Origin of the sequence: Pseudotamlana agarivorans (assembly GCF_018860245.1) — a bacterium.
Classification (GTDB): domain Bacteria; phylum Bacteroidota; class Bacteroidia; order Flavobacteriales; family Flavobacteriaceae; genus Pseudotamlana; species Pseudotamlana agarivorans_A.
The window spans coordinates 240,671-267,035 of sequence record NZ_JAHKPD010000018.1 but is presented as its reverse complement, the minus strand read 5'-3'; the positions used below and the strand labels follow the sequence as shown (position 1 = coordinate 267,035).

Below are 26,365 nucleotides of genomic sequence, written 5' to 3'. Positions count from 1 at the left end.
TTTGCTGTAGAACTACTTGAAGTATTATAAACTTCAACTTCAGCAAGACTTAACGCCGTACCGGTTAAGTTTGAATTAATTCGGATACTCTTACCTAAAACACCACCGGCATCTATGGTGATGTAGGGATCTGGCGTGGTATTGATTACTTTTCTAATGGTACGGTTTCCGTTACTATCCCACATAAACATGGTAAAACTAGATAAACGCTCTGTACAACAGGCATCGGTACGGTTATAAATTTTGATTTCTCCGATATTATAATCTGCACCAAGGTCTAAAGCCCACCAGGCTCCATCTTCTGCTGAAGTATGGGTTACAGAACCTGCGCTCCATGCCCCATTAGTATTACCATCTATAGCACGTGAAGCTAAGCCACCATTTGCTGTTGAAGACTGAGTAGCTGTGCCATTTAAGGCTAAATTACTGTTACCATAAACTTCTACCTCAGCAAGATTGAGTTGTGTAGCTGCTAAATTGGACTTAATTCGTATTCTACTTCCTAAAACACCGCCAACATTAATCGTAACAGAAGCACCAGTGGTCGAATTATTTAGTTTTCGGTAAGTACGCGTCCCGTCAGCATTCCAAATCAAAACCGTAAAATCCGTTAACCTGTCAGAACAACAAGCATCTGTACGATTATAAATCACGATGTCTTCGATCGTAGATTCTGCGCCAAGTTGTAAATCCCACCAAGCATTATCTTCTGCTAAGGTATGTGCCACAGAACCTCCGTTCCACGCACCATTGGTATTACCGTCTATAGCCCGAGAAGCTAATCCCCCATTTGCTGTTGAAGATTGTGTAGCTGTTCCATTTAATGCTAAATTTCCGCCTGTGGGCGTTGTTGTTGATTCTTCAGAAGTTAAAATATATTCTGAACTCACCATTAAATCTCTATTATCCGTGGCAGTAAGGTATACGGTTGTGGCATTATTAGGAATATTGGCAGTAATCGTATTCGCTGAAATAGTAGCCGCACTGGCTTGCCAAGCTCTTTCATTCCAAATACCATCATCAGTAGTATATAAAAGTTGCGCACTCTTCACCCCTACACTTGAACTAAAAGTTACAGAAACTTGGTTTGCATTAATGTTTGGTGTGCCCATAACTGGCATGGGACTAGCTCCATTAATCACTTGCTCTGCAAAATAATAGACCTCATTAAGTGCTTGTGGTGCGGTATGATTATGCGCTAACCTTAAACTATATCGTAAAGTTGCCGAACCGTTAACTGCCCGCGATGATTGTTGGGTACAAGTCATTGGAAAATGCTTATCATTCGTGCCATTAATCCACATGGTTGGATACGTCACATTATCAAAATAAAGTTGAGCAGCGAAATACGTATCGACAACCTCTTGTTCTGCTGCGCTCATTTCATTGCCTTGGTGACCGTCTGACCCCGATAGGAATCCAGCACCATATATAGGAGTAGCCCAACGGAATCTATTATCCACACCCATAACCGTACTCGTTATAGTACCTCCCCAACTAATTCCCATAACACCAATTTTATTGGCATTAACTTCAGGAAAAGACCTAAGAAGCGAATTTGCTCTAGAGACTAAAGCCACCGCATGATAAAACCATTGTTCATCAATATCCTTATAATAATCCTGCCAAACACCTACTTGATGCGGCCCCGAGTTAGGGGTTTCGGCACCAGTAGGGTATCGTCCCTCGGTATCCATGCTAATGGCTGCATACCCACGATCGTTCCAGTATTGTACCCAATCTGCCCTAGCCGTACCACTGGCGCCATGTACAAAAACAACAGCTGGCCAACCACCACTTGGCATGGTGCCACTTGGTGCACTATAATAGGCAAAAACTTCTGTCGGGTTATTTAAATAATCTATAGATTCATATAATAGGCCGGTTAAGCCGCTTACTGCGGAAACATTTGTAGTTCGGTAGGAAGGTGTTTGAAATAATTCATTCGTGTTCCATGGTCCAATGTTTTGAGCTACACTTTGAAAACCAAAAATTATTAATGCAATAATAATGAGGTTTCCTTTTACATTTTTTATCATAATTTTTATATAATGGATTAACTTGACTTTATCATTTAACAAAAAAAGGCCTCTACTCCAAAGATTGATTGAGAGAGAGACCTTTTCTTTTAAACACTAAAATTTATTATGTATTTCGCTGAATTATAAGATTTCAGCTTTGGTGATATTTACTGCTTTACGATCTTTTTTGTATACGTTTTTTCACCGCTATAAACTCTTAAAAAATACATTCCAGCTTTTAATTCACTGGCATCTATTGGAGTTGAATTCCCTTTAAAACTACCATTAAGCACGGCTTGTCCTAAATTATTAAAAACAGAATAGTTTACATTTTCTTGGGAGTCATGTGGTGTTTGAACCGTAAATACATTATTTACTGGATTTGGATAAACCTTCAATGAAGTACTAACAGCATCATTTGAAGCACCTATTTTACTATCAGCAGCTTTTGCTGTAGAAGCACTTGAAGCACTATAAACTTCAACTTCAGCAAGACTTAACGCCGTTCCTGTTAAGTTTGAATTAATTCGGATACTCTTACCTAAAACACCACCGGCATCTATGGTGATGTAGGGATCTGGAGTCGTGTTATTTACATTTCTTAAGGTACGGTTTCCGTTGCTATCCCATATAAACAGAGTAAAACTAGATAAACGCTCTGTACAACAGGCATCGGTACGATTATAAATTTTAATCTCGCCAATATTATATTCCCCATCAAGGTCTAAAGCCCACCATGCTCCATCTTCTGCTGAAGTATGGGTTACAGAACCTGAGCTCCACGCCCCATTAGTATTACCATCTATAGCACGTGAGGCTGCACCTCCATTTGCTGTTGAAGACTGAGTAGCTGTACCGTTTAAGGCTAAATTACGTGTTCCATAAACTTCTACTTCGGCTAAACTAAGGGCGGTTGCTGCTAGGTTTGATTTAATTCTAATTCTATAACCTGCTAAGCCACCAACATCAATACTCAAGGAACCATCTGGAGCCGTAGTAATAAATTTTCTTAAGGTACGATTACCTGCTTCATCCCACATAAAAACTACGAAATCTGACAATCTATCCTCACAACAATCTGTTCTGTTATAAATTACGATCTCTTCTACTGTAGATTCTGAATCTAGGTATAATTCCCACCAGGCATTGTCTTCAGTATCTGTATGCGTTACAGACCCTGCACTCCATTTACCGTTGGTATTACCATCTATAGCTCTTGAAGCAGAACCGTTGTTAGAAGTTGAAGATTGTGTCGCTGTTCCGTTTAAGGCTAAATTTCCACCTGAAACAGTTGGAGTTTCTTCTTTTTGATTTTCCTGAAGGTATTCATCCATTAAGGTTAATTGTTCCACGGCGTAATCATGCATGATTAATGTCGCATCCGCATCTCTATTCATAAAAGGAAAAATTAGTGGTGCTCCCCAAGAAATGGCACCTCCATTAATTAAACCTTCCGCATTCCACTCTACAAACTCATCATTTGTAAGACAAGGCGTTGCCCCTCTGTTCCATGCTGTAGTACTCATTTTCGGATCGAAATGCCCAACAATATTATCATTCCAACTCACATTATCCTCTCTAAACGCGTAACCATCATAGTCACTCATCCAAGTACAAACTCTATAATTATAATCATATAATACCTCAGGGTAGGTCATATCTCCTGCACCTCCAAATGGGTGTCCAAAGGTATAATCGTCAAATAATGTTGGTGAAGCAAAAGGACTCCCTGGAGCTTCTCTTTCTCCAACCCCTCTATTAAAGGAAACGGCTGCATTTGCATTTCCAGCGCGTGCTGCATTAGCAAAGGCTTCAAATATTCTTTGATCATTAACATTTGCTGAATCACCATCATCGCCGTTTTGAGTCATATAACTCGCTGTATCAAAAATCCATGCATCAATTAAATCACCATAACGCTCTGAATATTCTTTTAAAATATATTCAGCGTAACAAAACATGTACTGACGATCTGGATAAGCACTATCGGTATGATAACTTTCACTATTAATAAAATCTGCTGCATTATTGTTACACCATTGTTTCCAACGCAACTTAACGTTAACAATTTCATCGGGAAGGTCCCATAATAATTGACCAGAATTCACATAAATCTGTGTTTTTAATCCTTTAGCTTTTACCGCTAACAACCAATCTTTAAAAGGATCTTTACCTGAAGACGCTCTAGGCACCACTAAATTTACTGGACTCCCATCTACCATATCATCTCTCCATAGGCTTTCCAAAATATCGTGCGGCGCCGTATGGCAAGCCGAATAAATATAAGATTCACTTAAATGTAGTTGAATATAATCTATAGTTTCAAGATGGTCTATTTGTTCCAAAAAAGGTTCAATAGACATGGCTCTCTCGACATTATCATTGGTATAGTAAACGGGTTTCCAATTTAAACCCCAAGCACCACGCATCCAATCTGCTCGAATACCTAGATTTGGATCGTTTTGTGCTGTTAAAAAGTTAATGCATAATGCCATAAGTATAAAGGCACTAAACCTGAAAGTTGATTTTGTTTTCATGTGTAATTTAGTTAAGTGTTATTTGGTTCGATTATTAAATTATCAAACAGACAGTAAGCTGGTTAATTCTTACATAATTATCTGATTGATATATTTAATTAGTTGATTTTACGAAATTCACATTTTAACGCACAAATACCTGTGCTTATATCAATATTTCTTATGATTGATTAGAGCAATCACAGCTTATTAGTTATAAACACTGGTGTTAAGCGTAAGGTTTTTCTGTTTATTAATTTTAAGTATTGCAAAAACCAGCACTTATACTGAGTTATAATTAAGCGCTTTACCTCAAAATTCATAAAAAATAAAATGGCTTAAAATAAAGGACTTTTTAAAATAGTTAAATTCAAACAATAATATAATTACTCGTGAGCATATATTTTTTAATACAAGTTTTAAGCAAAATCGACTATTAAAAAAAGCGCTATTTAATAGCATACCAACCACTTCAATTTTTCTAATCGCGTTCGTTTTAATATCCCATTCATAAATTTAGTTTTCTTATAATTTTCGGCCTAAAAATGAAAAAAAAATGTAATTTTGATTAATTGAAAACAACATGCAGTTTAAACACCCCGAACTTCTTTACGCCTTATTTTTACTGCTTATCCCGATAATTGTTCACTTATTTCAACTTCGTAAATTTCAGCGTGAGGACTTCACCAACGTGGCATTTTTAAAGGAAGCCACACTTCAAACTCGAAAAAGTTCGCAAATAAAAAAATGGCTCATTCTTCTTATTCGCATGCTCTTGTTAACGGCGTTAGTTATGGCCTTTGCACAACCCTATACGTCAAAGAAAAGCAGTTTTAATACTAAAAAAGAAACGGTAATCTTTTTAGACAATTCCTTTAGCATGCAAGCTAAAGGGAGTCAAGGTGCGTTATTAAAACGTGCTGTACAGGATATTATTACGAATGTTTCAGAAGATGAAAAAATCACTTTAGCTACTAATAATCAAGTTTTTAGAAACACCACAATTGCCGCCATTAAAAACGATTTATTAAAGTTGGATTACACAGCTAATCAACTCACGTCACAAGGCGCTTTATTAAAAAGCAAAAGCCTTTTCAGTAATCAAAACGGGACTTTAAAAAACCTGATACTTATATCCGATTTTCAGCAGGATGGTTCTGAGTTTAACATTGCATCCGATTCATTAACCCAAATTCATCTGGTAAAGCTAGAAGCTGTTAATAAAAATAATATCGCAATTGATAGTGCTTTTATCTCTAAAACAAATGCCAATAATTTAGAGCTTTCGGTCACTTTAAAAAATAGTGGAGCGTCGATTGAAAACTTACCCATTTCACTTTTTAACAACGATAAGTTAATCGCTAAAACTTCGGTGGCATTAAACAAGGAAAATGAAACTACTTTTACACTTCCCGCGAACGCCCTTATAAATGGTAAAATAAGTATTGAAGATGCTAGTTTACAGTTTGACAACACGCTGTTTTTCAACTTGAATAAAGCTTCCAAAATTAATGTACTTGCCATTAATGCTACCGATGACTCTTTTCTAAAACGCATTTATAAAGAAGATCAATTTAACTACACTTCTACGACCGAAAAACAGTTAAACCTTAATCTTATAGACAAACAACATCTCATTATTATCAATGAGTTGGATGCGGTATCAACAGCTTTGATTTCAGCTTTAAAACTGTTTACAAATCAAGGAGGGTCCCTTGTTATCATTCCTTCTGAAGGTATTCAAATCACTTCATACAACCAGCTTTTAAATAATTATGGTGCGCAGTTTTCCAAATTAATTCCTTTAGAAAAACGTATTACCACCATAAATTACAGCCATCCACTTTACAATAATGGGGTTTTCGAAAAGCAGGTAAAAAACTTTCAATATCCTAAAGTATCAAGTTATTATGGTATTAATTCTAAACATGCCTCAAGCGCCTTACAATTGGAGGACGGTAAGCCATTTTTAACACAACTTAACCGCACCTATGTGTTTTTGGCGTCATTAAACGATACTAATTCAAGTTTTAAAAACTCACCGCTTATAGTTCCTACCCTATTCAATATAGCTAAGCAAAGTTTTAATACGCCCAATTTATATTTTAATTTGGGCGAGAAAAACACCTTTGATGTTGACACGCAAATACAGCAAGACGCGGTGTTATCGCTGGTTAACGAAGGCAACAACCTCATTCCTAGACAACAGTATTTCCATAATAAGGTCGTTATTCAAACTTCGGAAGAACCTTCAACGGCTGGAATTTACACGGTAATGAATAAAACCAAAGCCCTGAAAAATATAAGTTTTAACTACAGTAGAAACGAAAGCGCTTTAAATTACCGCAATCTATCCGATATAAAGCAAGCTACCGTAAGCAAATCGGTCACTAAAATATTCGACACCATAAAAAGTGACACAAAAATTAATGCCCTGTGGAAATGGTTTGTTATTTTTGCACTAGCGTTATTGATTATTGAAATGCTCATCTTAAAATTCTTTAAATGAACATACTTATAAAATCGGCCACGATTATAGATTCTAAAAGCGAATTTCACAATTCTACACAGGATTTATTAATTGAAAATGGCGTGATTACTAAGATTGCCCAAACCATTGAAAATCCTAAAAACTATCAAGAAATCACTCTTGACAACCTTCACATTTCGCAAGGTTGGTTCGACAGTGGCGTAAGTTTTGGAGAACCCGGTTGGGAAGAACGAGAAACCATTGCAAACGGATTAAAAACTGCGGCACTTTCTGGATTTACTACCGTTGCATTAAATGCAAATAGTAGCCCGGTTATCGATTCAAACGCTAACATTACATTTATAAAATCTAAATCGTTTAATAACGCGGTAAACCTTTTACCAATTGGCGCTTTAACCGTATCGAGTAAAGGCGAAGATTTAGCCGAACTTTATGATATGAGTTCTGCTGGAGCCGTAGCTTTTTACGATTATAAAAAACCTATTTCTAATCCGAATTTGATGAAAATTGCTTTGCAATACGCTGGTAATTTTGGTGGCTTGATCTTCTCGTATCCGCAAGAAAACCGTATTGCGGGAAAAGGTGTTGTACACGAGCATATTGCCAGCACCCGCTTAGGATTAAAAGGTATTCCTGCTTTAGCGGAAGAAATGCAAATCGCTAGAGACTTGTTTTTATTAGAATACACCGGTGGAAAACTTCATATTCCAACGATTTCTACAAAAAACTCAGTGGCACTTATTCGCGAAGCAAAAAAGAAAAAGCTAGACGTTACTTGTAGCGTGGCTATACATAATTTATATTTTACCGATGAAACGTTAAGCGATTTTAATACACACTTTAAAGTATTACCACCTTTACGTACACAAACAGATGCCGATGCCTTAATTGAAGGCGTAAAAGATGGTACGATTGATATGGTGACTTCAGACCACAACCCGTTAAATATAGAGCTTAAGAAAATTGAATTTGATTACGCCGATTACGGAACTATTGGTTTAGAAAGTGCATTTGGTGCATTACAAAATCTATTCACCACTAAAAAAACCATTGATATTCTAACCAAAGGGAAAAGTCGTTTTGGCCTAGAATCTAGTGTTATTGGTGAAGGGAATACGGCAAACCTCACGCTTTTTAATCCTGACAAAAAAGCAGCGTTTACTACAAACGATATGATTTCAAAATCTAAGAATGCCATTTTTGAAAACGAAGTTTTAAAAGGAAGCGTTTATGGTATTATTGCAAATAATCAAGTGGTTTTAAAATCATAATAACACATGACAGAACAAGACATTGAAACGGGGCGTAAAAACGCCATAATTAGTTATATCACCATATTTGGCGTTATCATCGCCTATTATTTAAATGCTGAAAACAAATCTGCTTTTGCGAGTTTTCACATCAGACAATCCTTAGGACTTTGGCTTACCTTCTTCGCTTTAGGCTATATAGTTGGAGCCTTTGACAATTGGCTTATTACCTCTGCCTTTTATTTGTTTTTTGCTGTACTTTTTATTTATGGCTTTTCAAACGCCTTGGCGAGAAAAACACAACCTGCACCTTTAGTTGGTGCTTTATATCAAAAAATATTTTCAAACCTTGGAAAATAATATGGCAAACACATCACTTTCTTTAGAACACGTTATTAGAAAATCGAGCTTAACTGAAAACGCACCTTTATTAATCATGATGCATGGTTATGGTAGTGATGAAAATGATTTGTTTTCATTTGCTACAGAGCTTCCAGAAGAACTTTTTATCATTTCGGTAAAAGCACCTTACCCGATGGAACCTTACGGAAACGCATGGTACGCCATTAATTTTGATGCCGAAAAAGGCAAATGGAACGATATCGAACAAGCCAAACAATCCCGTGATTTAATCGCGAACTTTATTGATGAAGCTATTGCTACTTACCCTGTAAACAAGGACAATGTGTCTCTTTTAGGTTTTAGCCAAGGGAGTATTTTAAGTTATGGTGTGGCTTTAACTTATCCTGAAAAGGTAAAGAATATTGTCGCTTTAAGTGGTTATTTAGTGCATGATATTTTTCCTAAAGATTTAGAAAGTAAAGACTATTCAAACCTAGATTTCTATTGCTCGCATGGTAGTGTAGACCAAGTCATTTCAATTGATTGGGCGAGACAAACCCAACCCTTTTTAAATCAATTAAACATTAAAAATCAATATTCGGAGTTTCCTGTCGGTCATGGCGTAGCGCCTCAGAACTTTTTTGAGTTTAAGGAATGGCTACAGACTCGGATTTAGGGGTTTTCATCGGTGCGAAATACGTTTTTTGCACGTGCTGATAGGTCTCAATTATTTCAATGACCTTAAATATTTTATCCTGAACCTTTTTTGGTTGAGCAAGTAGAAACTTCTCAAAATAACTTTTATATTGTATTACTTGCCTAACTTTTTCTATTCAGATAAAGATGACATAAAAGTTACTATATTCAAACAATTAAAGGTTAATTTAGATATCTGAGTTTTGTGGCGATATGTTTTACAACGTTCTCGGCTATGCTTAGTGCGGGAATTAAAACTAAATAATTTCCGTTTAACCACTTAGCCAAATCTTTTTATTTTGTTTTATCTTTTTTGTACTAAAGCCAAATCAAATGATTTGGCGGACTTTGCAATACAAACTAAACTTTTGATTAAGCACCAAAACCCGTATTAAGTATAGGCATTGTTGTGGTGCGTTATTTTAAGCAGACGCAGGATTTATCTGTATTTGTCCTCCTATTGCTTTTAATACTTTCATAATCGTTGCGAATTGAGGTTTCGCTCCCTCAGATAGTGCTTTATATAAACTTGGTCTACTTAACCCAGTTTCCTCCGCAATTTTTGTCATTCCGATAGCCTTTGCAATATGTCCGATTGCGTTGATTATATCTGCATTATTACCTTCTTCCAAAACAGTGTTAAGATATTCCGCAATCATTTCTTTACTGTCCAAATAATCAGCTATTTCAAATCTTGAAGTTCCCATTTTCTATTTATTTAATTTTTTCCAAATCACTTTTGCTTTCTCGAATTCCTTCGCCAACAGTTTTGCAATCGCCAAAGTGTTCGTCAGTTTCTAATTTTTGAATTCTGAATAAAATTTTGGCTTTTGCTTTAAAGTCTTTTAGCTTTCTCAGCCATTTGTCAAATTCATTTGTTTTCTCAATAAAGAACATAAAAATTGTATCTACTTGGATACAAAGTTAAGGAAAAATATTTAAATAATTTAGATTCAGAATTAGTTTTCGGCTGAGTGAGTTAATGAACCACAACGGTCTTGTATATGAAAAGTAGCGGATTTTAAGCACTAACTTTTCGGATTATAATAGACCTCTAATCTATTAATTTTCTTTTGTTTAAGCACTTAAACCGCTATTTTTTATATACGTTGTTACCCACAGTATTTATTTCAAAATCTTGTTCATATATATGTTGGATATTATTAGAATTCCCATAAGTATTATAAGTAAAAGCATAATAAAGATAGAATCCTTATGTTTGATATGTGCGATTAAAGCCGTTATTAAAAATAATCCAACACCTGCATAAGTCCATTCTTTTAGTTGAAAGGAAGCAAATGGTACTAGTAATATTATTGCAGCTAACAATTTTAAAATAGCTAATTCTACCCTGAAAAAGTCAGGAAATCCTAAAGCTTTAATCCCTTGAATTGTACTTTTACTGAATAAATAACTATAAGAGCTTAAGAAGAGGAAAGCTGATATAATTACTGTTGAAGACCAATATATTACTTTCATATTATAAAAAACTATCTTGTAATTGTTTCACTATTTTGTGTCCATCTGGGTCAGCTTTAGTTTTTAACTTACAAAAATTTTCAGCCCATTGTGAAGTTCGAATTCTTAAAGGTGGATTTTCATTTTTAGCAATAGCTAAAGCAACTTCTGCTACTTCCATTCCTGTTTGATAAACTTGCTCTTTGCCCTCATTTGCTCTTTTTTGGTTACCTGACATATATCTTTCAAATATTGGTAAGTATTCGCCTGTAGCAAATTGTCCTTCAGTAGCAGTTTTTTCAATAGCAGAAGTCATAAATTCTGTAGCTATTCCTCCTGGTTCAACACAAGTAATTTTGATGTTAAAGGCATCACTAACATAGGTTGCAAGTCCTTCCATAAATCCTTCTACAGCAAATTTAGCACCGCAATATAATTCGTTAAAAGGTTGTCCAACTAAACCACCAACTGAGGTAATACTAATTATTTGACCAGATTTTTGTTTTCTCATATAAGGCAGTACGGCTTGTGTGCAAAATACAACTCCGTGATAATTTACGTCAGTAACCCATCTAATTTCTTCCTCAGAAGCTTGCTCTGTTGTTTTTGCAAAACCAGCACCTGCGTTATTGACTAATACATCTATTTTTCCATCTTTTTCTATAATAGTCCTTACGGCTAATTCTATTGAATCTATTTTAGTGACATCTAAAGGAAGTATTTCTATATTAAGATTTTCTTCCTGAATTTTCTGTTTTAGCTTTTCCGATTTTTTAAGATTTCGCATTGTAGCGTAAACTTTGTAGTTGTTTTTAGCGAATAGAATAGCACTTTCAAATCCTACGCCTGTTGATGTTCCTGTGATTAATACATTTTTAGTCATAATTGTTATTTTATGGAATGAACGTTCATTCCAATTTTTTAATAAATTTTTTTATTCTTTGATTGCGTCCCAAACCATTGTCACTTGATTTTTAAGCGAGGTTTGTTTTTTCTCTGTTTGATTAAAATACCATCTTAAATAGGATAAAATAGCTCCACCTATAAACGTTAAAATTTCTTCAATGTCAATGTTTTTAATAATACGTTGTTGTTGTCCCAACATTAAAAGTTCTAAAACAGGAGTAATAGATTTTCGACCTTCTTCTTTACTATTTTCCGTTATAATAGGAGATGCTTGTAGTTGCTCCATAAAGCGGAAATAGTTAGGATTGTTTATGAAGAAAGTAACAGCAATAGTAAAATAGCTTTCAAATTGAGTTTTAATAGGCTTATTCGATTCAAAATTCTCAAACAGTAATTTTTCCTGTTTTTTTATATCTGTGTAAATTTCATTAATTAAAGTTTCTTTATTTGGGAAATAGTTATAAATAGTTCCCATTCCAGTTTTTGCTGCTTTTCCAATAGCTGACATTGGAGTATTATGCACGCCTTTTTCTACAAGTAGTTGGAGTGCAGATGCTAATATGATTTGTTTTTTATTCACTTAACAAATATATAAAAATTGGAATGATTATTCCAATTTTTTGCAGTTTTTTGGAAATGTTACTGATTTTATATTGTGGGTAACTAATAAATATACAACATAAAAAAGAAACCAATACTTTTTTTGACGCCCCCGACAACTCTCGAACACAGTTAATTTAAAAAAAATCACATAAAAACCTCAATACACTTAGCCCCTGAAGATTTAAGGGCAACTGAAGAAATCGCTGCTGGTAATAAGATGGTTTCGCCTGTTTTAACGCTGTATTTGACGTCATTATACTGAAGCTCTAAATCACCTTCAACACACATGTAAATCACAAAAGAATCTAAAGCCGAGTGGTCGCGTTTTACTGCGCCATCCACCTCAATGATATTGGTTTTAAAATATGGCGAGTTGACTAAAGTATGTGCTTCATTTATAGCAATTTGATAAGACGTTTTGTAATTATCATGTACTTTATAATCTAAGACATCAATGGCTAAATCGTTGTGTAAATCACGTTTTTCGCCTGTTTTAGCATCTACGCGGTCATAATCATAAATACGATAGGTAATATCTGAAGTTTGTTGTATTTCGGCTAATAAAACACCCGCACCAATAGCGTGTACGCGTCCGGTTGGAATATAGAACGTATCACCACTTTTCACGGTTTCATGGTGCATAACATCTAAAACCGTGTTATTTTCTAGATGTTTTTTATAATCTGATTGAGAAACTTCTTCATCGAACCCCACAATTAGCTCGGCATCATCATCGGCTTGCATCACGTACCACATTTCATTTTTACCAAATGAATTATGACGTTCTTTAGCGATTTCATTACTAGGATGCACCTGGATAGATAGCGGTGTTTTGGCGTCTATAAATTTAATAAGCAGCGGAAAATCGTTTCCAAACTCCTTGTATACCTTCTCTCCTACAAACGCCCCTTTATATTCTGAAATTAAATCTTTTAATGTTTTCCCTTGTAAATCACCACTAGTAACTTTAGTTTCGTCACCCGATACATCTGAAATCTCCCAAGATTCGCCTATATTTTCTTCTGAATAATTTTTATTAAGCTTCGTTTTAAGTTTCTCACCACCCCAAATTCTGTATTTAAATAACGGTGAAAATTTTAAAGGATATAATGCCATACTAAATGTCTGTTTTAATGGTTCTAAGTAGTTCACACAAAACTACGTATTTCCCCAAAATCATTTCATGTGTTTTAGCAGGAATATCTCTGAATTTATAAAAAGCTAGTGTCTTCTACCACCAGAATACTCCATAGCATCTCCTTTTCCGAAGCCATAACTAAAACCGAAGGTTATAAAACGACCACGCTGACTTCTATTATAGGCCTCAAAATCATCCTGTATCGTTACCGTTTCACTATAACGGGATGCAAAAACATCGCGAACACTCATGTTTACAACCCCCTTTCCTTTTAATATTTTTTTACGTAGACCTAAATCCAAAAAAGATATGGAGCTTACATCACTTTGTATGGTTTGATACCCAGAATTGTAGTTAGAGGTGGCTTCAAAATCAATATCAGCTGGTAATTTCAGCTTTGCTAAAATTTTATAATTCCATTGGTTCCCTTTAAAATCGAATACTGTTGATTCAAAACTTCCCACCCGACTAAACCTATTATAGTTAAAATCTACATTAAAACTTAACCATCTCACGGGGGTATATTTGGTATTAAACTCAATACCAACGGTACTATTTGTTCCTATATTTTCTGGGCGTGTAACAATTACATTATCCACAGAGGTTGAAACACGCTCAATAACCTCATTAGTGTATCTATGAAAAAGTCCGAAGTTTAATGAAGTTTTTCCGATATCAAAAATACTAGTGATCTCGTAGGAATCGGTAAATTCAGGCTGTAAATCGGGGTTACCCTGACGAATATTGAAGTTGTTCCTAATGTTAAAAAACGGATTTAAGTCCCAAAGTCTTGGTCTGTAAATTCGGTTAGAATATCCCGCTTGCAGCGAAACGGCATCCGAAATTTTATAAGACGTATGAATACTAGGAAACAGGTTAGTATAATCCTGATCGTTCGCTTCATCTGTATTCACTAAAAGGGTACTAACTTCTGTATATTCCATGCGTAGACCAGGTTTAACGCCCCAATTACCACTTTGAAAAGCAGCCGTTGCATAAACACCTAATACATTTTGATTGAATTCAAAAACATTGGTAAGTCCGAAATCCGTTTCAAAATCGCCATTAATCAAATTCTGAACTTCAAAATCGTTACTTACATCATTTAACACATATTGCGCACCCGTTTCCATACTCCATTTATCAGAAAAAGGCTTGGTATAATCCAACTTAAAAGTGAATGTGTTTTCACCAAAATCGGTTCTTGTTTTCTGTGTGGCATCTCTATCTGAGCCAGAAATGGTTTCATCAACAAATAAAGAATTTTGATCTTTACTAAAGGAACGTCCTGTAGCACTTATTAGTAAATCGTGATCTTCATGATCTTTAAAATCCCTTTTGTATTGTAGTTCGTATTGCCATTTCGGATTGGCAGCTTCTGTAACTTCGGTACGACTCCACTCAGAATCTAAGTTATTATTCACATCAAATAATTGAAAATTATTATCGGAAGGCTGATCTTCATCTTCAAAGGCATAATTCCCCGAAAGGGTAAAAACATTATCGTCGTTAAGGTAATAATCGGTTCCTAAAGTAATGGTATAAAACTTCTCGTTTCTATACTCCTCACCAATATTATATAGGGTTGTATTGTTTATTAAATCTTCGTTTATATTCTCATTATCCTGTGGTCTTGAACGTCTCCCCAAGCCTATTTGTGTGAACAAATTAAATTTTTCAGAACGTTTATTTAAGCTTACCCCAACACTGTGATTATCTGGAACACCAGTATTTAAACTTACCGAACCATTAACACCTTTACGTTCTTCTTTTTTGATGATAATATTAATTATCCCAGAAGTCCCTTCGGCTTCGTATTTCGCTGAAGGGTTGGTAATCACTTCAATTTTTTCAATCATATCTGAAGTAATGCTTCCAAGCGAACCGGAGTCTTCTGTTAAAATAGAAGGTTTTCCATTGATTAACACTTGTACCCCTTGACTTCCTCGCAAACTAATGGCTCCTTCAATATTTACACTAACCGATGGCACATTGCTCAATACTTCCAAAGCACTTGCTCCAGTGTTACTAATATCTTTACCGACATTAAAAACACGCTTATCCAGTTTAAATTCATTTCTAGAAACTTCAGCCTGAACCACTACTTCGTTTAATTGTTCGGCATCTTCAGCTAAAAGCACAATACCTAAATTGACTTTGTTTTTCTTAACTTCAAACTGTTTTATAGTTTTAGAAACAAAGCCCATATAACTTACCTGAACATAAAAATCGCTAGCCTCGGTATCCAAGTTGAATTTCCCGTTGTCATCGGTTATAGAACCCGAAAGCGCCTTATTAGTAGAGCTATCTAGAATCGCAACGGTTGCAAAAGCCAAAGGTTGCTTACTATTTTCTTCTACAACCTGCCCTTTGATTTGAGTATTTTGAGCGGCACTTGTAAAGCTTAACAGCAAGGTTAAACCTAGTATTAAAATAGTTGAAAATGTTTTTAAATGATTCATTCCTAAAGTTTGTTTTGTGCAAAAATGTCTATTTTATTCCAAAAAATCGATTGTATTCTGTAAACGACCATTTCTTTCCAGTGAACAACAAATTCATATTAAAAGCACTTGAAGACAGTGCGTTTTTAGTTAATTTAATAACCGCTAAAATTCTACACCTTTACGTTTGCAGGCTTAATTCTGTTGTTTGCAGAAGCCTCTTTTTATTATTGTCGTTTAAATTGTAATTTCGAAACATGCCAAAAGAAAAGACTTTTAAAAAAATAACATTAAGAGAAATACTTTTTCAAATCGTATTACATGCGCTTGTATTTGTTTTTTACGCTTACGACGGAAAAACAAGAACTTTCGATTTTGAAGCTTATCGCATCTCGTCGTTTTTCAATTATGCAATTGCCGGATTGATGATTAGTTATATTCTAATCCCAACATTTTTTTATAAGAAGAAATATATAATTTTCGGTGCTAATTTAATTTTAGTCATTGTTATTGTTATTCTTACAGAGGAGTTTTTTCTTGAAAAAGTGTTCTTTCCAAACACCGATAGATCAAACTCATTCCCCGGTGTATTCTATATGCTTGCTGATATTCTGCCTATTATCACGATTTTATCAGGCTTTAAATTCACTTGGGATGCTATTGTGAAACAGCGTCAGGTTGAAAAATTAACCTCTCACATTCAAGAGAGTGAACTTCAGTTTTTAAAATCGCAAATCAATCCGCACTTTCTATTCAATAACCTGAATAACTTATACTCTTATGCTATTGAGTCGTCGCCAAAAACACCTGTTATCATTTTAGAATTGAGTTCTGTTTTAAGGTATATGCTTTATGAATGCAAAGCGCGTTACGTTTCTATTATTAAGGAAATCGAGCATTTAAAAAACTTCACACAGCTTAATGAGCTCCAAATTGAAGAACGTGGGGTAATTAATTTTTCTTCGGAAAACATCAATTCTCAATACGAAATTGCACCACTTATTTTAGTGGTCTTTATTGAAAACGCCTTTAAACACAGCCAGTCAGCGCAATCTGAAAATATAGAAATTGCTATTAAAATTTCTATGGAGAACAACCAACTTCATTTTCACTGTAGAAATAATTTTATGCCTTTTAATAAACCAGATAACCTAACGCATGGTATTGGATTAAAAAACGTAAAAAAGCGTCTGGATTTACTCTATCCAGGCGCTCATGAATTAAGAATAAGTGATTCTGATAACATCTACGATATTCAATTAAATTTGAAACTTAACAAAATAGCCGAATGATCACTTGCATAATAATTGAAGACCAACCGCCAGCGCAACGTATTTTAAAGAAATACATAAGCGATGTGGATTTCCTCACGTTAAAAGGGGTGTTTTCGGATGCTATTCAAGCTATAGACTTTTTAAAAACTGAAGACATCGATTTGATGTTTCTAGATATACATTTACCGAAAATTTCTGGAATTGAATTTTTAAAAAGTTCTAAAAATGTTTCGCAAGTGATATTAACTACGGCATTTTCAGAATATGCTTTAGAGAGTTATGAGCTTAATGTTGTTGATTATTTATTGAAACCGTTTTCGTTTCAGCGGTTTTTTCAAGCCGTTTCAAAAGTAACTTCAATTAAACCCGGAACCCCTTCCGAAGAACAAAAAGAAATCTTTATCAAGTCTGGTTACGAGCATATCAAAATCATTATTGATGATATTTTATTTATTGAATCCGATTCCGATTATACTGAAATCATCACTACCAATAAGAAATACCTGTCTCACGAACCCTTACGGCATTGGGCTGAAGTACTTCCGCAAAATCAATTTTACCGCATACACAAATCGTATATTTTAAACATTCAGAAAATAGAGAAACTAGTAAGTAACTTGGTGCATTTACAAGGTGATTTTAAAATCCCTATGGGACGTGCTTACAAGGATAACTTCACGAAAAATATTTTAAAGCTATAAGTTGTGTGTTGGTTTTTGGTTGCTCGTTGTTGGATGCTTACTCTTGCTTGGCTATTACACGGAGTTACGCTGAGATTTCACAGAGTTGCACTGAGATTTTTTTTTTGACACTGATTACACAGACTTTTATCACATCTTAGAACAAATTGAAATGCCTAAATAGTCTTGACCATTTTTAATTATTATTTTTCACTATTAATTATTACGCTTAGGGCCGTGGCGAAAAATTATATTGGTTGTTGGTTGTTAGAAAATAAAAAGCCTGTTAACTTATGCTAACAGGCTTTTTTTTATACTATTAAGCTATTGTCTAGCTTTCTTGACTTGTTTTCTTTTTGTTTGATTTATCAACAGTTTCATACATCGCAGGAGTTGCTATGAATAAAGATGAATACGTACCAACAATAACACCAACAATTAAGGCGAACATAAACCCTCTAATCGAATCACCACCAAAAATAAAGATTGATAATAATACCACTAACGTAGTTAACGAGGTATTTAACGTTCTACTTAAAGTACTGCTTAAAGAGGCATCTACAACTTTATCAAAATCCCAAGAAGTATGCTCGTTAATAAACTCACGAACTCTATCGAATACAACCACCGTATCATTTAATGAATAACCAATTACCGTTAATATTGCGGCAATAAACGCTTGGTTTATCTCCATATTAAATGGCATGAATTTATAGGTTAATGAGAAAACACCTAATACAATAACAACATCATGGAATACTGCCAATACAGCTCCTAAAGAGAATTGCCATTTCTTAAAACGGAATAAGATGTATAAGAATACCACAATTAACGATCCTAATACAGCCCATAAAGAAGCCTGTTTGATATCGTCTGCAATTGTTGGTGATACTTTATACGTTTCTAATAAACCAACTTGCTTGTTTTCATCATTTAAATCGATGAATTCTTCGTATGAAATACCTTCTAAATAAGGTACTAAAGCCGTGTATAATTTAGATCTAATTTCTTCATCGGCTTCTGTACCAGTTTCATTTACTTTATGTTTAGTAGTAATTTTTAATTGGTTTGAAGATCCAAACGTTTTAGCATCGGCACTACCAAATACAGCAGGATCAGATAAAACATTTGTAATTTCTGAAGAAGATACCGCATGGGCAAAACGTACTTGATAAGTTCTACCTCCAACGAAATCTACACCTTGATCTAGACCATTAGTTAATAAAGAACCAATAGATAACACAATTAATGAACCAGAAATGATGTAAGCAATTTTACGTTTCTTTAAGAATTCAATATTAATATTTCTGAAAAGGTTTTTAGTAATTCCTGTTGAGAACTCTAATTTTCCACCTTTAGCAGTATACCAATCGATTAGTAATCTTGTAATAAAGATTGCCGTAAATAAAGACGTTGCGATACCAATTAATAAAGTAGTTGCGAAACCTTTAATTGGTCCTGTTCCAAATACAAATAAAATCAAGGCCGTTAAACCGGTTGTAATATTCGCATCTAAGATTGAAGATAAAGCATTTCCAAATCCGTCTTTAATAGCTTCAACTTGACTCTTACCTTTAGATAACTCTTCTCGAATACGCTCAAAGATAAGTACGTTCGCATCCACCGACATACCAATGGTTAATACGATACCCGCAATACCAGGTAAAGTTAACACGGCGCCTAATCCTGACAGTACGCCAAAGATTAATAAGATGTTTAATAACATCGCGATATCTGCAAATCCACCTGATTTTCCGTAATAGAAAACCATCCATAATAATACTAATGCTAAGGCAATCATGAAAGACATGGTACCACTTTCTATCGCTTCTTTACCTAAAGAAGGTCCAACAACCTCACTAGAAATAATATCTGCTGAAGCAGGTAATTTACCAGCACGTAATACGTTTGCTAAATCGATCGCTTCATTTAATGAAAAATCTCCAGAGATAGAAGAACTACCACCTGCAATAGGACCAGTAGTTACTCCTGGAGCAGAATATACCACGTTATCTAAAACGATAGCAATCTGACTTCCTTGTGCATAAGCATTTCCAGTCATTTCTTCCCAAATCTTAGCCCCTTTTGCATTCATTTGCATAGAAACTTCAGATTTCCCAACAGCACTAAATTGGTTTCTTGCGTCTGTTACTACATCACCACTTAATGGTGGAATATTTTCTCTATTACCAACTAAGGCATATAAATCTACTAACTCGCTATTTTTTTCTGGCTTACCAAAAGCAAATCTTGTGTAACGTTGTTCTGAAGGTAATAAGGCTCTCACCTCTTTTTTGTTCAAATAATCAAGAACAGTCGCTTTATCTTTAATTTCAAATTTTGCTATAATTGGTCCACCTTGGTATCCTACACCTCTAATGAGATCGAAAATAGGATTAACAGCGGCAACTGCAGTTGAATCTGTTTCAGCATCACCTAATAAGTCATCAATTTGAGAAGATTTAGCATCTTCTTCATCCTGCGACTTAGCTTCACCTGCATCAGATTTAGGATTAACAATATCTTTTAATGTTTCGTTTGCTTGCGCTAAAAAGGGACCGAACTGCTCACCTTTATAAGCATCCCAAAATTCTAATTGCGCTGTACTTTGTAATAAACTCGTAGCACGCTCTACATCCTTAACCCCTGGTAATTCAACAAGAATACGTCCAGATGTTCCTAAACGTTGGATGTTAGGAGATGTTACACCAAACTCATCAATACGCTTACGTAATACTTCGAATGCAGAAACGATAGACTCATCAATTTTTCTTTCGATAACCACTTTTACATCATCGTCAGACATGCTTCCGTCAATCTCACCATCTAAAGCTTTCGTGTAAAAAATATCTGGAGATGCTAATTTTGTATCGCCTTTAATAGCATCAAACGCTGTAAAGAAATCTTCTAAATAGGTGTTTTGACCATTTCTTTGAAGTTCTGTAGCATCTTCTAAAGCTTTATTAAAAGTAGGATCGGCTGTATTGTTCGCTAATCCTTTTAAGATATCTTTTACAGATACTTGAAGAATAACGTTAATACCTCCTTTTAAATCAAGACCTAAATTCATGGCCTTTTGTTTCACTTCGTTATAAGTGAATTTTGCGATACCCATGTGGTATACAGTATCGGTTGCGATAGATTGCAAGTAGTTAGATTCCTCTTGGCTACGTTTCGCGTGATAATTCTCTTCTGAAGATGGAATTTTATTCGCAGCTAATTCCACAGCTTCTTTTTCAATTTGATTTGCTTTGAATGTGAATGATAATTGATAAATACTTACCAAACCAAACAATAAAGCAAACAATTTTACTAGTCCCTTGTTTTGCATTATATAATTTTTACGTCAATTTTTTAATCGGGCAAATATAGAATTTACCTTAAAATCTGACAATGTTTTATGAATTAAGATTTTAGGCTTCATTATTATTAAAAAATGAAGCGCTGTTTGAGTTTTAAAAAAGTAAAGAATCTGTGTGTTTGAAGTCTCTTCTAATTAAATCACACTATGGATTCTTTTAACTCAAGGGGCCTGCCCTAACCTCTGGTATAGTATGCAAATCCTCACCTATAGTAAGCGCCACATGAGCACGTACTTTATAGGTGGTTTTATAAACCGAACTGGAGCCTAAATGCTCTAAATCTCTGGCAGATATACTCGTATTTGGATCTAAAAAACGATCACTTTTAGTTTCAACTTGTAAGACGATATTACCTTCGAAATCCCAACCAGCATTATTAGCCGATTGAATTTCATAAATATCAAGGTTGTATTTAAGCCCCGATTCTTCAAGAGGAAGATCTCCAGAGGATGTATCATTATTAGTAAAAGAAAGAGATAAATAATCTTCATTAGAAAAAGCCCTTTTTATACTAGAAACATCGGCATCACTGTAGTAACTTATTTTTAACTTTCCGTTTTCTTGAGCTTTTACTTTTATATGACTACCACCAGCAGCAAGCAATTGATTTTTAACCACCTCAATTGTATGTTGCACGTCGTGAGATGTTAACTCAACATCTGAAAACTGCAATACAATTTCTTGATTAGGCACCGCTATTTGTTGTTGCGAAACAACTCCAAACAGGGTTAAAGTAAAAATTAAAGTGCTAACACACCATCTTGCTATCATGGCGCCAAATATAAAAAAATAAAGAAATTATTACTACTGTCTTTGAAGAATTATGATTTTAATTGAGAACAATGTATCATTTTACTATTTTAAGCGGTTTTTATTCTTTATTGAAGTGATTTATCCTGAAAAATGACTTAATTACCAAATAAAAAAGAGGCTGTACAAAAAATGTTAAAGTACGTCATTCTAAATTTATTTCAGAATTGCATCATATTGAAAACCAATCATTATGAAAAACTGAGTCAAGTTCAGGTTCACGAAAACTTTACTTTTCAGACCGTTTCTTTTACTTTTAAGATTAGATCTTCAATGGAAAGTTTATCTTGTTCCCCTGAAATCATATTTTTTAAGGTAAACTGATAGGCTTTAATTTCTTCATCACCAACTAAAACGACAAACGGAATTTCACGCTTATTCGCATGATTCATTTGTTTTTTCATTTTTGCCGAATCCGGATATAACTCTGCGTTTATACCATTTTTTCTTAAGGCTTTAATCGCTTTTAAACTAAATAAAGCTTCCTTATCTCCAAAGTTTATAAATAAAACTTCAACGTTTTTATTCACGGTTTCAGGGAATAATCCGAGTTCTTCTAACACCAAATAGATGCGATCTAGTCCGAAACTAATTCCAACGCCACTCACATCTTTCAACCCGAATATTCCAGTTAAATCGTCGTAACGACCACCGCCACCAATAGATCCCATTTTAACGGTTTCTGGTGCAGACACTTCAAAAATAGCACCTGTATAATAATTTAATCCTCTGGCAAGCGTAACATCCAATTGCAATTTAGCTGTAGATAAACCTAATTCTGAAATTGCAGCATCGATAAATGCTAATTCTTCAATACCTTTTAAGCCTTCTTCAGAAGTACTAAGAATACTTTTTAAACTTTCAATTTGAGATTCAAAAGAACCAGAAAGTGTAAATAAAGGCTGAAGTTTAGAAATTCCTGCTTCCGAAATCCCTTTACCTAGCATTTCTTCCTTCACTTTCTCCTCACCTATTTTATCTAACTTATCTAAAGCTACAGTAAAATCTATAAGTTTATCACTAGCACCAATAACTTCAGCAATACCAGAAAGTATTTTTCTGTTATTAATTTTAATCGTAACACCTTCTAATTTCAAGGCTGAAAAGACCGTATCATAAAGCTGAATAAACTCAACTTCTTGCCACAATGATTTTGAACCTACCACATCGGCATCGCATTGAAAAAACTCTCTGAATCGTCCTTTTTGAGGCCTATCTGCTCTCCAAACAGGTTGAATTTGGTAACGCTTAAACGGAAATTCGATTTCGTTTTGGTGTTGTACCACGTAACGGGCGAAGGGTACGGTTAAGTCGTAACGCAAGGCCTTTTCTGAAATGGAAGCGGTAATTTTAGTCGAATCCTTTTCAGTGTAAGCTTGGGCATTGGCTTTAGCTAAAAAATCTCCAGAATTTAAAATTTTAAAAATTAAACGATCGCCTTCATCACCATATTTCCCCATTAGGGTACTAGAGTTTTCAAAACTTGGGGTTTCAATAGGTTGAAAACCGAAAGTTTGAAAAGCACCTCTAATAGTATTAAAAATATAGTTTCTCTTAGCGACTTGTTCTGGATTAAAATCTCTTGTGCCTTTTGGAATACTTGGTTTTTGAGCCATACAAATGCCTGCGAAGGCAGGTATCTTTTAATTGTTAATAGTTTTTTGCCCCACACACAATCACATTAGTAGCTATATGTTGCAGACAAACAAAAATACTGGTTTCGTTTGAAATAGATTAATTTATAATCTTATTAAAATAGTTAAACAAATCACCTTTCGTAATCACGGCACCTTGTTCAATCATTTTAAATTTATCAAGGTTTTTATCGTCTGTATAGTCTTTATCAGCTTGTAAAAACTCAACATGATCGTCCATTAAATTATTACGCAGCCACTCATAACCTTCAGCTGTCGTGATATCTTGATCATTTTTAATATTCACAACTATGGCTTGCATATTCGCTTCACCTAATTTAAACAAATACATATGCTGCGCCGAAATATGCTCCATATATTCAGCAGTATTTAAAACGCCTTCCCAAATTAAATCGCTAAACACATCCAATTCCATTTCAGCTAAATCGGGTTTGTTTGCCTTTAAATTGGCCCACTCCTCACCTGTAATAGATTGAGTCGCTAAAAAGTTTATAAATTCTTGTTCCAATTCTTCGAATTGCTCTTTTGTAAGTCTTGAATATTTCATTTAAAAAAATCTATAGATAACACCTCTTAAATATGTATTTGCTTCATAAAACAAACCTATTTAAAAAGGCATGCAAATTTATGAAATATCTCTTAGTTCTTGGAAAATATAAGGCATAAAAAAAACCACTCGAATTGAGTGGTTTAATTTTATTGTAAAGCGTTTAGCGATTAAGCTTGAGCAACAACTTCGAATTCTAAATCTACAGTTACTTCTCTGTGTAAACGAATAACGGCAGTATATTTACCTAAACGTTTAACTGTAGTAACAGTGATGAATTTTTTCTCGATTGATTGACCTTCTTTTTCTAAAGCTTCAGCTAAATCGATGTTATTTACAGAACCAAATAATTTGTCTCCTGTTCCAACTTTAGCTGGTATTTTAATTTCTAATGCTTTAAGTGCTTCAGCAATCTTGTTAGCATCATCAACTATTTTCTTTTCTTTAAAAGCTCTTTGCTTTAAGTTTTCAGCCAATACTTTCTTTGCAGAAATTGTAGCTAAAATTGCTTGACCTTGAGGAATTAAAAAGTTTCTACCATAACCGTTCTTAACTGTTACAACATCGTCTTTAAATCCTAAATTATCAACGTCTTGTTTTAATATAAGTTCCATTGTTATCGGTATTTTATTTTAATAAATCTGCTACATATGGCATTAAAGCTAAGTGACGTGCTCTTTTAACAGCTACAGACACTTTTCTTTGATACTTTAATGAAGTTCCTGTTAAACGTCTTGGTAAAATTTTACCTTGCTCGTTTACAAACTTTAATAAGAAATCTGGATCTTTATAATCGATATATTTAATACCCGATTTTTTGAAACGACAATATTTCTTTTGCTTATTTGTTTCAATATTAAGAGGCGTTAAATATCTAATTTCGCCGTCTTTTTTTCCTTTTGATTGTTGTTCTATTGATGACATAATTAAGCTTTTTGTTTAAGTTTTTCTCTTCTTCTCTCTGCCCAAGAAACAGCGTGCTTATCTAAAGCAACTGTTAAATAACGCATAAAACGCTCGTCACGTCTAAACTCTACTTCTAAAGCATCAATTACTTCTCCAGATACCGTGTATTGGAATAAGTGATAAAAACCACTTTTCTTGTTTTGAATTGGGTAGGCTAATTTTTTTAGTCCCCAATCTTCTTTAGCTATCATCTTAGCGCCGTTAGAAACAAGAAAATCTTCGTATTTCTTTACTGTTTCCTTTACCTGATCTTCAGATAAAACGGGATTTAAGATGAAAACAGTTTCATAATGATTCATAAAAATCGTATTTTATTGTTAAAAATTGGCTGCAAAAGTAATTAATTTCTACATATTACACAACATATTATATGCTTTATTTGCCAAACAAATTATTTGCCAATAAAAAAGACAAATTACTTAACAAACAACGCTTTACCGATGTTTTTTGGTTTTTAACCGAATTTTTTGTATTATTGTCGATACCTTAACCGAAATATAAATTGTTATGACTTTAAACTGTGTAGTGGTAGACGATTCAGCAATACAACGTCTCTCTATTGTTAAATTAGTCGAGAACCACCCCTCTCTCAACTTAATTGCCGAATACAGTAGTGCTTTAGAAACAAAAAATGGTTTAAACACCCACCAAGTAGACTTAATCTTTTTAGACATTGAAATGCCAGTGTTAAATGGATTCGAACTTTTAGACGTATTAAATAATAAACCGCAAATTATTTTTGTAACTGGTAAAACCGAATACGCCTTTAAAGCATTTAATTACGATGCAACCGATTATTTACACAAACCAATTACAAGAGAACGTTTTAATACTTCTGTAGACAAAGCTTTAGAGCAACATAGGTTGACTCAAGACTTTAGTGAAGAAGATGGCGAACACATTTTTGTAAAAAGTAATCTTAAAAAACGTAAAGTTTACATTAAAGATATCAAGTGGATTGAAGCCCTTGGTGATTACGTAAAACTCGTAACCGAAGAGAACAGTTTAGTTGTTCTTTCTACTATGAAATCTTTTGAAGCTGAATTACCAGAGGGTAAATTCTTAAGAATTCATAAATCATACATCGTTAATTTGGATAAAATTGACAGATTCAATAGTAAAAACGTTGAAGTTGGCGCTTATGAAATTCCCTTAAGTAGAAACAAGAAAACACAATTAGTAGACGCTTTAAATAATATTTAAAGATCG

23 protein-coding genes are annotated in these 26,365 nt (G+C 34.3%); 7 read left to right on the top strand and 16 right to left on the bottom strand.

Translation table 11 applies throughout. The annotated features are described in order from the left end of the window. Both KO493_RS12220 and KO493_RS12215 read right to left on the bottom strand, forming a co-directional pair. Nucleotides 1-2,039, bottom strand: a 2,039-nt coding sequence (locus KO493_RS12220; RefSeq protein WP_216068250.1) for a galactose-binding domain-containing protein, incomplete at its 3' end; no start/stop codon positions are given. Between the two features lie 149 nt (nt 2,040-2,188). Beyond that, on the bottom strand, nt 2,189-4,558 hold the full coding sequence (locus tag KO493_RS12215; RefSeq protein ID WP_216068249.1) for a galactose-binding domain-containing protein: 2,370 nt from the start codon (nt 4,556-4,558) through the stop codon (nt 2,189-2,191). A gap of 562 nt (nt 4,559-5,120) precedes the next feature. On the opposite strand from KO493_RS12215, the gene KO493_RS12210 reads away from it, so the two are divergent. Genes KO493_RS12210 through KO493_RS12195 form a run of 4 tightly spaced genes read left to right on the top strand, consistent with a single transcriptional unit; the run spans nt 5,121 to nt 9,296 of the window. Next, entirely contained in the window at nt 5,121-7,046 is a 1,926-nt protein-coding gene (locus tag KO493_RS12210) for a BatA domain-containing protein (protein ID WP_216068248.1), read from the top strand. After that, nucleotides 7,043-8,299, top strand: a complete 1,257-nt coding sequence (locus KO493_RS12205) for a dihydroorotase (protein ID WP_216068247.1) — start codon at nt 7,043-7,045, stop codon at nt 8,297-8,299. Before KO493_RS12210 ends, KO493_RS12205 begins: the two co-directional genes overlap by 4 nt. Before the next feature lie 6 nt (nt 8,300-8,305). Continuing rightward, nucleotides 8,306-8,638, top strand: a complete 333-nt coding sequence (locus KO493_RS12200) for a hypothetical protein (protein WP_216068246.1) — start codon at nt 8,306-8,308, stop codon at nt 8,636-8,638. A gap of 1 nt (nt 8,639) precedes the next feature. Further along, the gene (locus tag KO493_RS12195; protein ID WP_216068245.1) at nt 8,640-9,296 is read left to right on the top strand and encodes an alpha/beta hydrolase; all 657 of its coding nucleotides are present in this window, start codon (nt 8,640-8,642) and stop codon (nt 9,294-9,296) included. Nucleotides 9,297-9,738: 442 nt separating this feature from the next. On the opposite strand, the gene KO493_RS12190 is transcribed toward KO493_RS12195, so the two are convergent. The 7 genes from KO493_RS12190 to KO493_RS12160 all read right to left on the bottom strand — a co-directional run bounded on the left by KO493_RS12190 (nt 9,739) and on the right by KO493_RS12160 (nt 15,883). Further along, nucleotides 9,739-10,023 carry an addiction module antidote protein gene (locus KO493_RS12190; RefSeq protein WP_216068244.1) on the bottom strand — a complete coding sequence of 95 codons (285 nt, stop codon included), beginning with the start codon at nt 10,021-10,023 and terminating at the stop codon, nt 9,739-9,741. Nucleotides 10,024-10,030: 7 nt separating this feature from the next. Continuing rightward, complete coding sequence (locus KO493_RS12185) at nt 10,031-10,213, bottom strand: hypothetical protein (protein ID WP_252723226.1); 183 nt, start codon at nt 10,211-10,213, stop codon at nt 10,031-10,033. 228 nt (nt 10,214-10,441) lie between these two features. Next, nucleotides 10,442-10,795 (bottom strand): DoxX family protein, encoded by a 354-nt coding sequence (locus KO493_RS12180; RefSeq protein ID WP_216068243.1) that lies wholly within the window; start codon nt 10,793-10,795, stop codon nt 10,442-10,444. Nucleotide 10,796: 1 nt separating this feature from the next. Beyond that, a complete protein-coding gene (locus tag KO493_RS12175) occupies nt 10,797-11,657 on the bottom strand; it encodes an SDR family oxidoreductase (RefSeq protein ID WP_216068242.1) in 861 nt (286 codons plus the stop codon). A gap of 51 nt (nt 11,658-11,708) precedes the next feature. Beyond that, complete coding sequence (locus KO493_RS12170; protein WP_216068241.1) at nt 11,709-12,260, bottom strand: TetR/AcrR family transcriptional regulator; 552 nt, start codon at nt 12,258-12,260, stop codon at nt 11,709-11,711. 167 nt (nt 12,261-12,427) lie between these two features. Further along, the gene (locus KO493_RS12165; RefSeq protein WP_216068240.1) at nt 12,428-13,399 is read right to left on the bottom strand and encodes a type I phosphomannose isomerase catalytic subunit; all 972 of its coding nucleotides are present in this window, start codon (nt 13,397-13,399) and stop codon (nt 12,428-12,430) included. A 105-nt stretch (nt 13,400-13,504) separates the two neighbouring features. Further along, entirely contained in the window at nt 13,505-15,883 is a 2,379-nt protein-coding gene (locus KO493_RS12160) for an outer membrane beta-barrel family protein (protein ID WP_216068239.1), read from the bottom strand. Nucleotides 15,884-16,119: 236 nt separating this feature from the next. Here KO493_RS12160 and KO493_RS12155 point away from each other — a divergent pair, with 236 nt between their 5' ends. After that, a complete protein-coding gene (locus KO493_RS12155) occupies nt 16,120-17,154 on the top strand; it encodes a sensor histidine kinase (protein ID WP_216068238.1) in 1,035 nt (344 codons plus the stop codon). Continuing rightward, on the top strand, nt 17,151-17,837 hold the full coding sequence (locus KO493_RS12150) for a LytR/AlgR family response regulator transcription factor (protein WP_216068237.1): 687 nt from the start codon (nt 17,151-17,153) through the stop codon (nt 17,835-17,837). Before KO493_RS12155 ends, KO493_RS12150 begins: the two co-directional genes overlap by 4 nt. A gap of 310 nt (nt 17,838-18,147) precedes the next feature. Here KO493_RS12150 and secDF read toward each other — a convergent pair whose 3' ends face one another. From secDF to rpsF, 7 genes are all read right to left on the bottom strand, one after another. Beyond that, nucleotides 18,148-21,147 (bottom strand): protein translocase subunit SecDF, encoded by a 3,000-nt coding sequence (gene secDF, locus KO493_RS12145; RefSeq protein ID WP_216068236.1) that lies wholly within the window; start codon nt 21,145-21,147, stop codon nt 18,148-18,150. Nucleotides 21,148-21,334: 187 nt separating this feature from the next. After that, a complete protein-coding gene (locus KO493_RS12140; protein ID WP_216068235.1) occupies nt 21,335-21,949 on the bottom strand; it encodes a hypothetical protein in 615 nt (204 codons plus the stop codon). Between the two features lie 275 nt (nt 21,950-22,224). Beyond that, complete coding sequence (hisS, locus tag KO493_RS12135; RefSeq protein ID WP_216068234.1) at nt 22,225-23,604, bottom strand: histidine--tRNA ligase; 1,380 nt, start codon at nt 23,602-23,604, stop codon at nt 22,225-22,227. A 118-nt stretch (nt 23,605-23,722) separates the two neighbouring features. Continuing rightward, nucleotides 23,723-24,190: a DUF6495 family protein gene (locus KO493_RS12130; RefSeq protein WP_216068233.1), complete on the bottom strand. Its 468-nt coding sequence runs from the start codon at nt 24,188-24,190 to the stop codon at nt 23,723-23,725. A gap of 170 nt (nt 24,191-24,360) precedes the next feature. Continuing rightward, nucleotides 24,361-24,804 carry a 50S ribosomal protein L9 gene (rplI, locus tag KO493_RS12125; protein ID WP_216068232.1) on the bottom strand — a complete coding sequence of 148 codons (444 nt, stop codon included), beginning with the start codon at nt 24,802-24,804 and terminating at the stop codon, nt 24,361-24,363. Between the two features lie 13 nt (nt 24,805-24,817). Continuing rightward, nucleotides 24,818-25,114, bottom strand: coding sequence for a 30S ribosomal protein S18 (gene rpsR, locus KO493_RS12120; protein WP_019388303.1), 297 nt, complete (start codon nt 25,112-25,114; stop codon nt 24,818-24,820). Between the two features lie 2 nt (nt 25,115-25,116). After that, a complete protein-coding gene (gene rpsF, locus KO493_RS12115; RefSeq protein WP_216068231.1) occupies nt 25,117-25,455 on the bottom strand; it encodes a 30S ribosomal protein S6 in 339 nt (112 codons plus the stop codon). 208 nt (nt 25,456-25,663) lie between these two features. On the opposite strand from rpsF, the gene KO493_RS12110 reads away from it, so the two are divergent. Beyond that, entirely contained in the window at nt 25,664-26,359 is a 696-nt protein-coding gene (locus KO493_RS12110; RefSeq protein WP_150937514.1) for a LytR/AlgR family response regulator transcription factor, read from the top strand. Nucleotides 26,360-26,365: the final 6 nt, after the last annotated feature.

What these genes read in the sequence shown, in the direction of transcription:
- KO493_RS12130 (WP_216068233.1), bottom strand. Translation starts at nt 24,190, where the DNA reads ATGAAATATTCAAGACTTACAAAAGAGCAATTCGAAGAATTGGAACAA.
- KO493_RS12165 (WP_216068240.1), bottom strand. Translation starts at nt 13,399, where the DNA reads ATGGCATTATATCCTTTAAAATTTTCACCGTTATTTAAATACAGAATT.
- KO493_RS12205 (WP_216068247.1), top strand. Translation starts at nt 7,043, where the DNA reads ATGAACATACTTATAAAATCGGCCACGATTATAGATTCTAAAAGCGAA.
- KO493_RS12215 (WP_216068249.1), bottom strand. Translation starts at nt 4,558, where the DNA reads ATGAAAACAAAATCAACTTTCAGGTTTAGTGCCTTTATACTTATGGCA.
- KO493_RS12110 (WP_150937514.1), top strand. Translation starts at nt 25,664, where the DNA reads ATGACTTTAAACTGTGTAGTGGTAGACGATTCAGCAATACAACGTCTC.
- KO493_RS12160 (WP_216068239.1), bottom strand. Translation starts at nt 15,883, where the DNA reads ATGAATCATTTAAAAACATTTTCAACTATTTTAATACTAGGTTTAACC.
- KO493_RS12210 (WP_216068248.1), top strand. Translation starts at nt 5,121, where the DNA reads ATGCAGTTTAAACACCCCGAACTTCTTTACGCCTTATTTTTACTGCTT.
- KO493_RS12175 (WP_216068242.1), bottom strand. Translation starts at nt 11,657, where the DNA reads ATGACTAAAAATGTATTAATCACAGGAACATCAACAGGCGTAGGATTT.
- secDF (WP_216068236.1), bottom strand. Translation starts at nt 21,147, where the DNA reads ATGCAAAACAAGGGACTAGTAAAATTGTTTGCTTTATTGTTTGGTTTG.
- KO493_RS12180 (WP_216068243.1), bottom strand. Translation starts at nt 10,795, where the DNA reads ATGAAAGTAATATATTGGTCTTCAACAGTAATTATATCAGCTTTCCTC.
- rpsF (WP_216068231.1), bottom strand. Translation starts at nt 25,455, where the DNA reads ATGAATCATTATGAAACTGTTTTCATCTTAAATCCCGTTTTATCTGAA.
- KO493_RS12140 (WP_216068235.1), bottom strand. Translation starts at nt 21,949, where the DNA reads ATGATAGCAAGATGGTGTGTTAGCACTTTAATTTTTACTTTAACCCTG.
- hisS (WP_216068234.1), bottom strand. Translation starts at nt 23,604, where the DNA reads ATGGCTCAAAAACCAAGTATTCCAAAAGGCACAAGAGATTTTAATCCA.
- rpsR (WP_019388303.1), bottom strand. Translation starts at nt 25,114, where the DNA reads ATGTCATCAATAGAACAACAATCAAAAGGAAAAAAAGACGGCGAAATT.
- KO493_RS12155 (WP_216068238.1), top strand. Translation starts at nt 16,120, where the DNA reads ATGCCAAAAGAAAAGACTTTTAAAAAAATAACATTAAGAGAAATACTT.
- KO493_RS12200 (WP_216068246.1), top strand. Translation starts at nt 8,306, where the DNA reads ATGACAGAACAAGACATTGAAACGGGGCGTAAAAACGCCATAATTAGT.
- KO493_RS12190 (WP_216068244.1), bottom strand. Translation starts at nt 10,023, where the DNA reads ATGGGAACTTCAAGATTTGAAATAGCTGATTATTTGGACAGTAAAGAA.
- KO493_RS12195 (WP_216068245.1), top strand. Translation starts at nt 8,640, where the DNA reads ATGGCAAACACATCACTTTCTTTAGAACACGTTATTAGAAAATCGAGC.
- KO493_RS12185 (WP_252723226.1), bottom strand. Translation starts at nt 10,213, where the DNA reads ATGTTCTTTATTGAGAAAACAAATGAATTTGACAAATGGCTGAGAAAG.
- KO493_RS12150 (WP_216068237.1), top strand. Translation starts at nt 17,151, where the DNA reads ATGATCACTTGCATAATAATTGAAGACCAACCGCCAGCGCAACGTATT.
- rplI (WP_216068232.1), bottom strand. Translation starts at nt 24,804, where the DNA reads ATGGAACTTATATTAAAACAAGACGTTGATAATTTAGGATTTAAAGAC.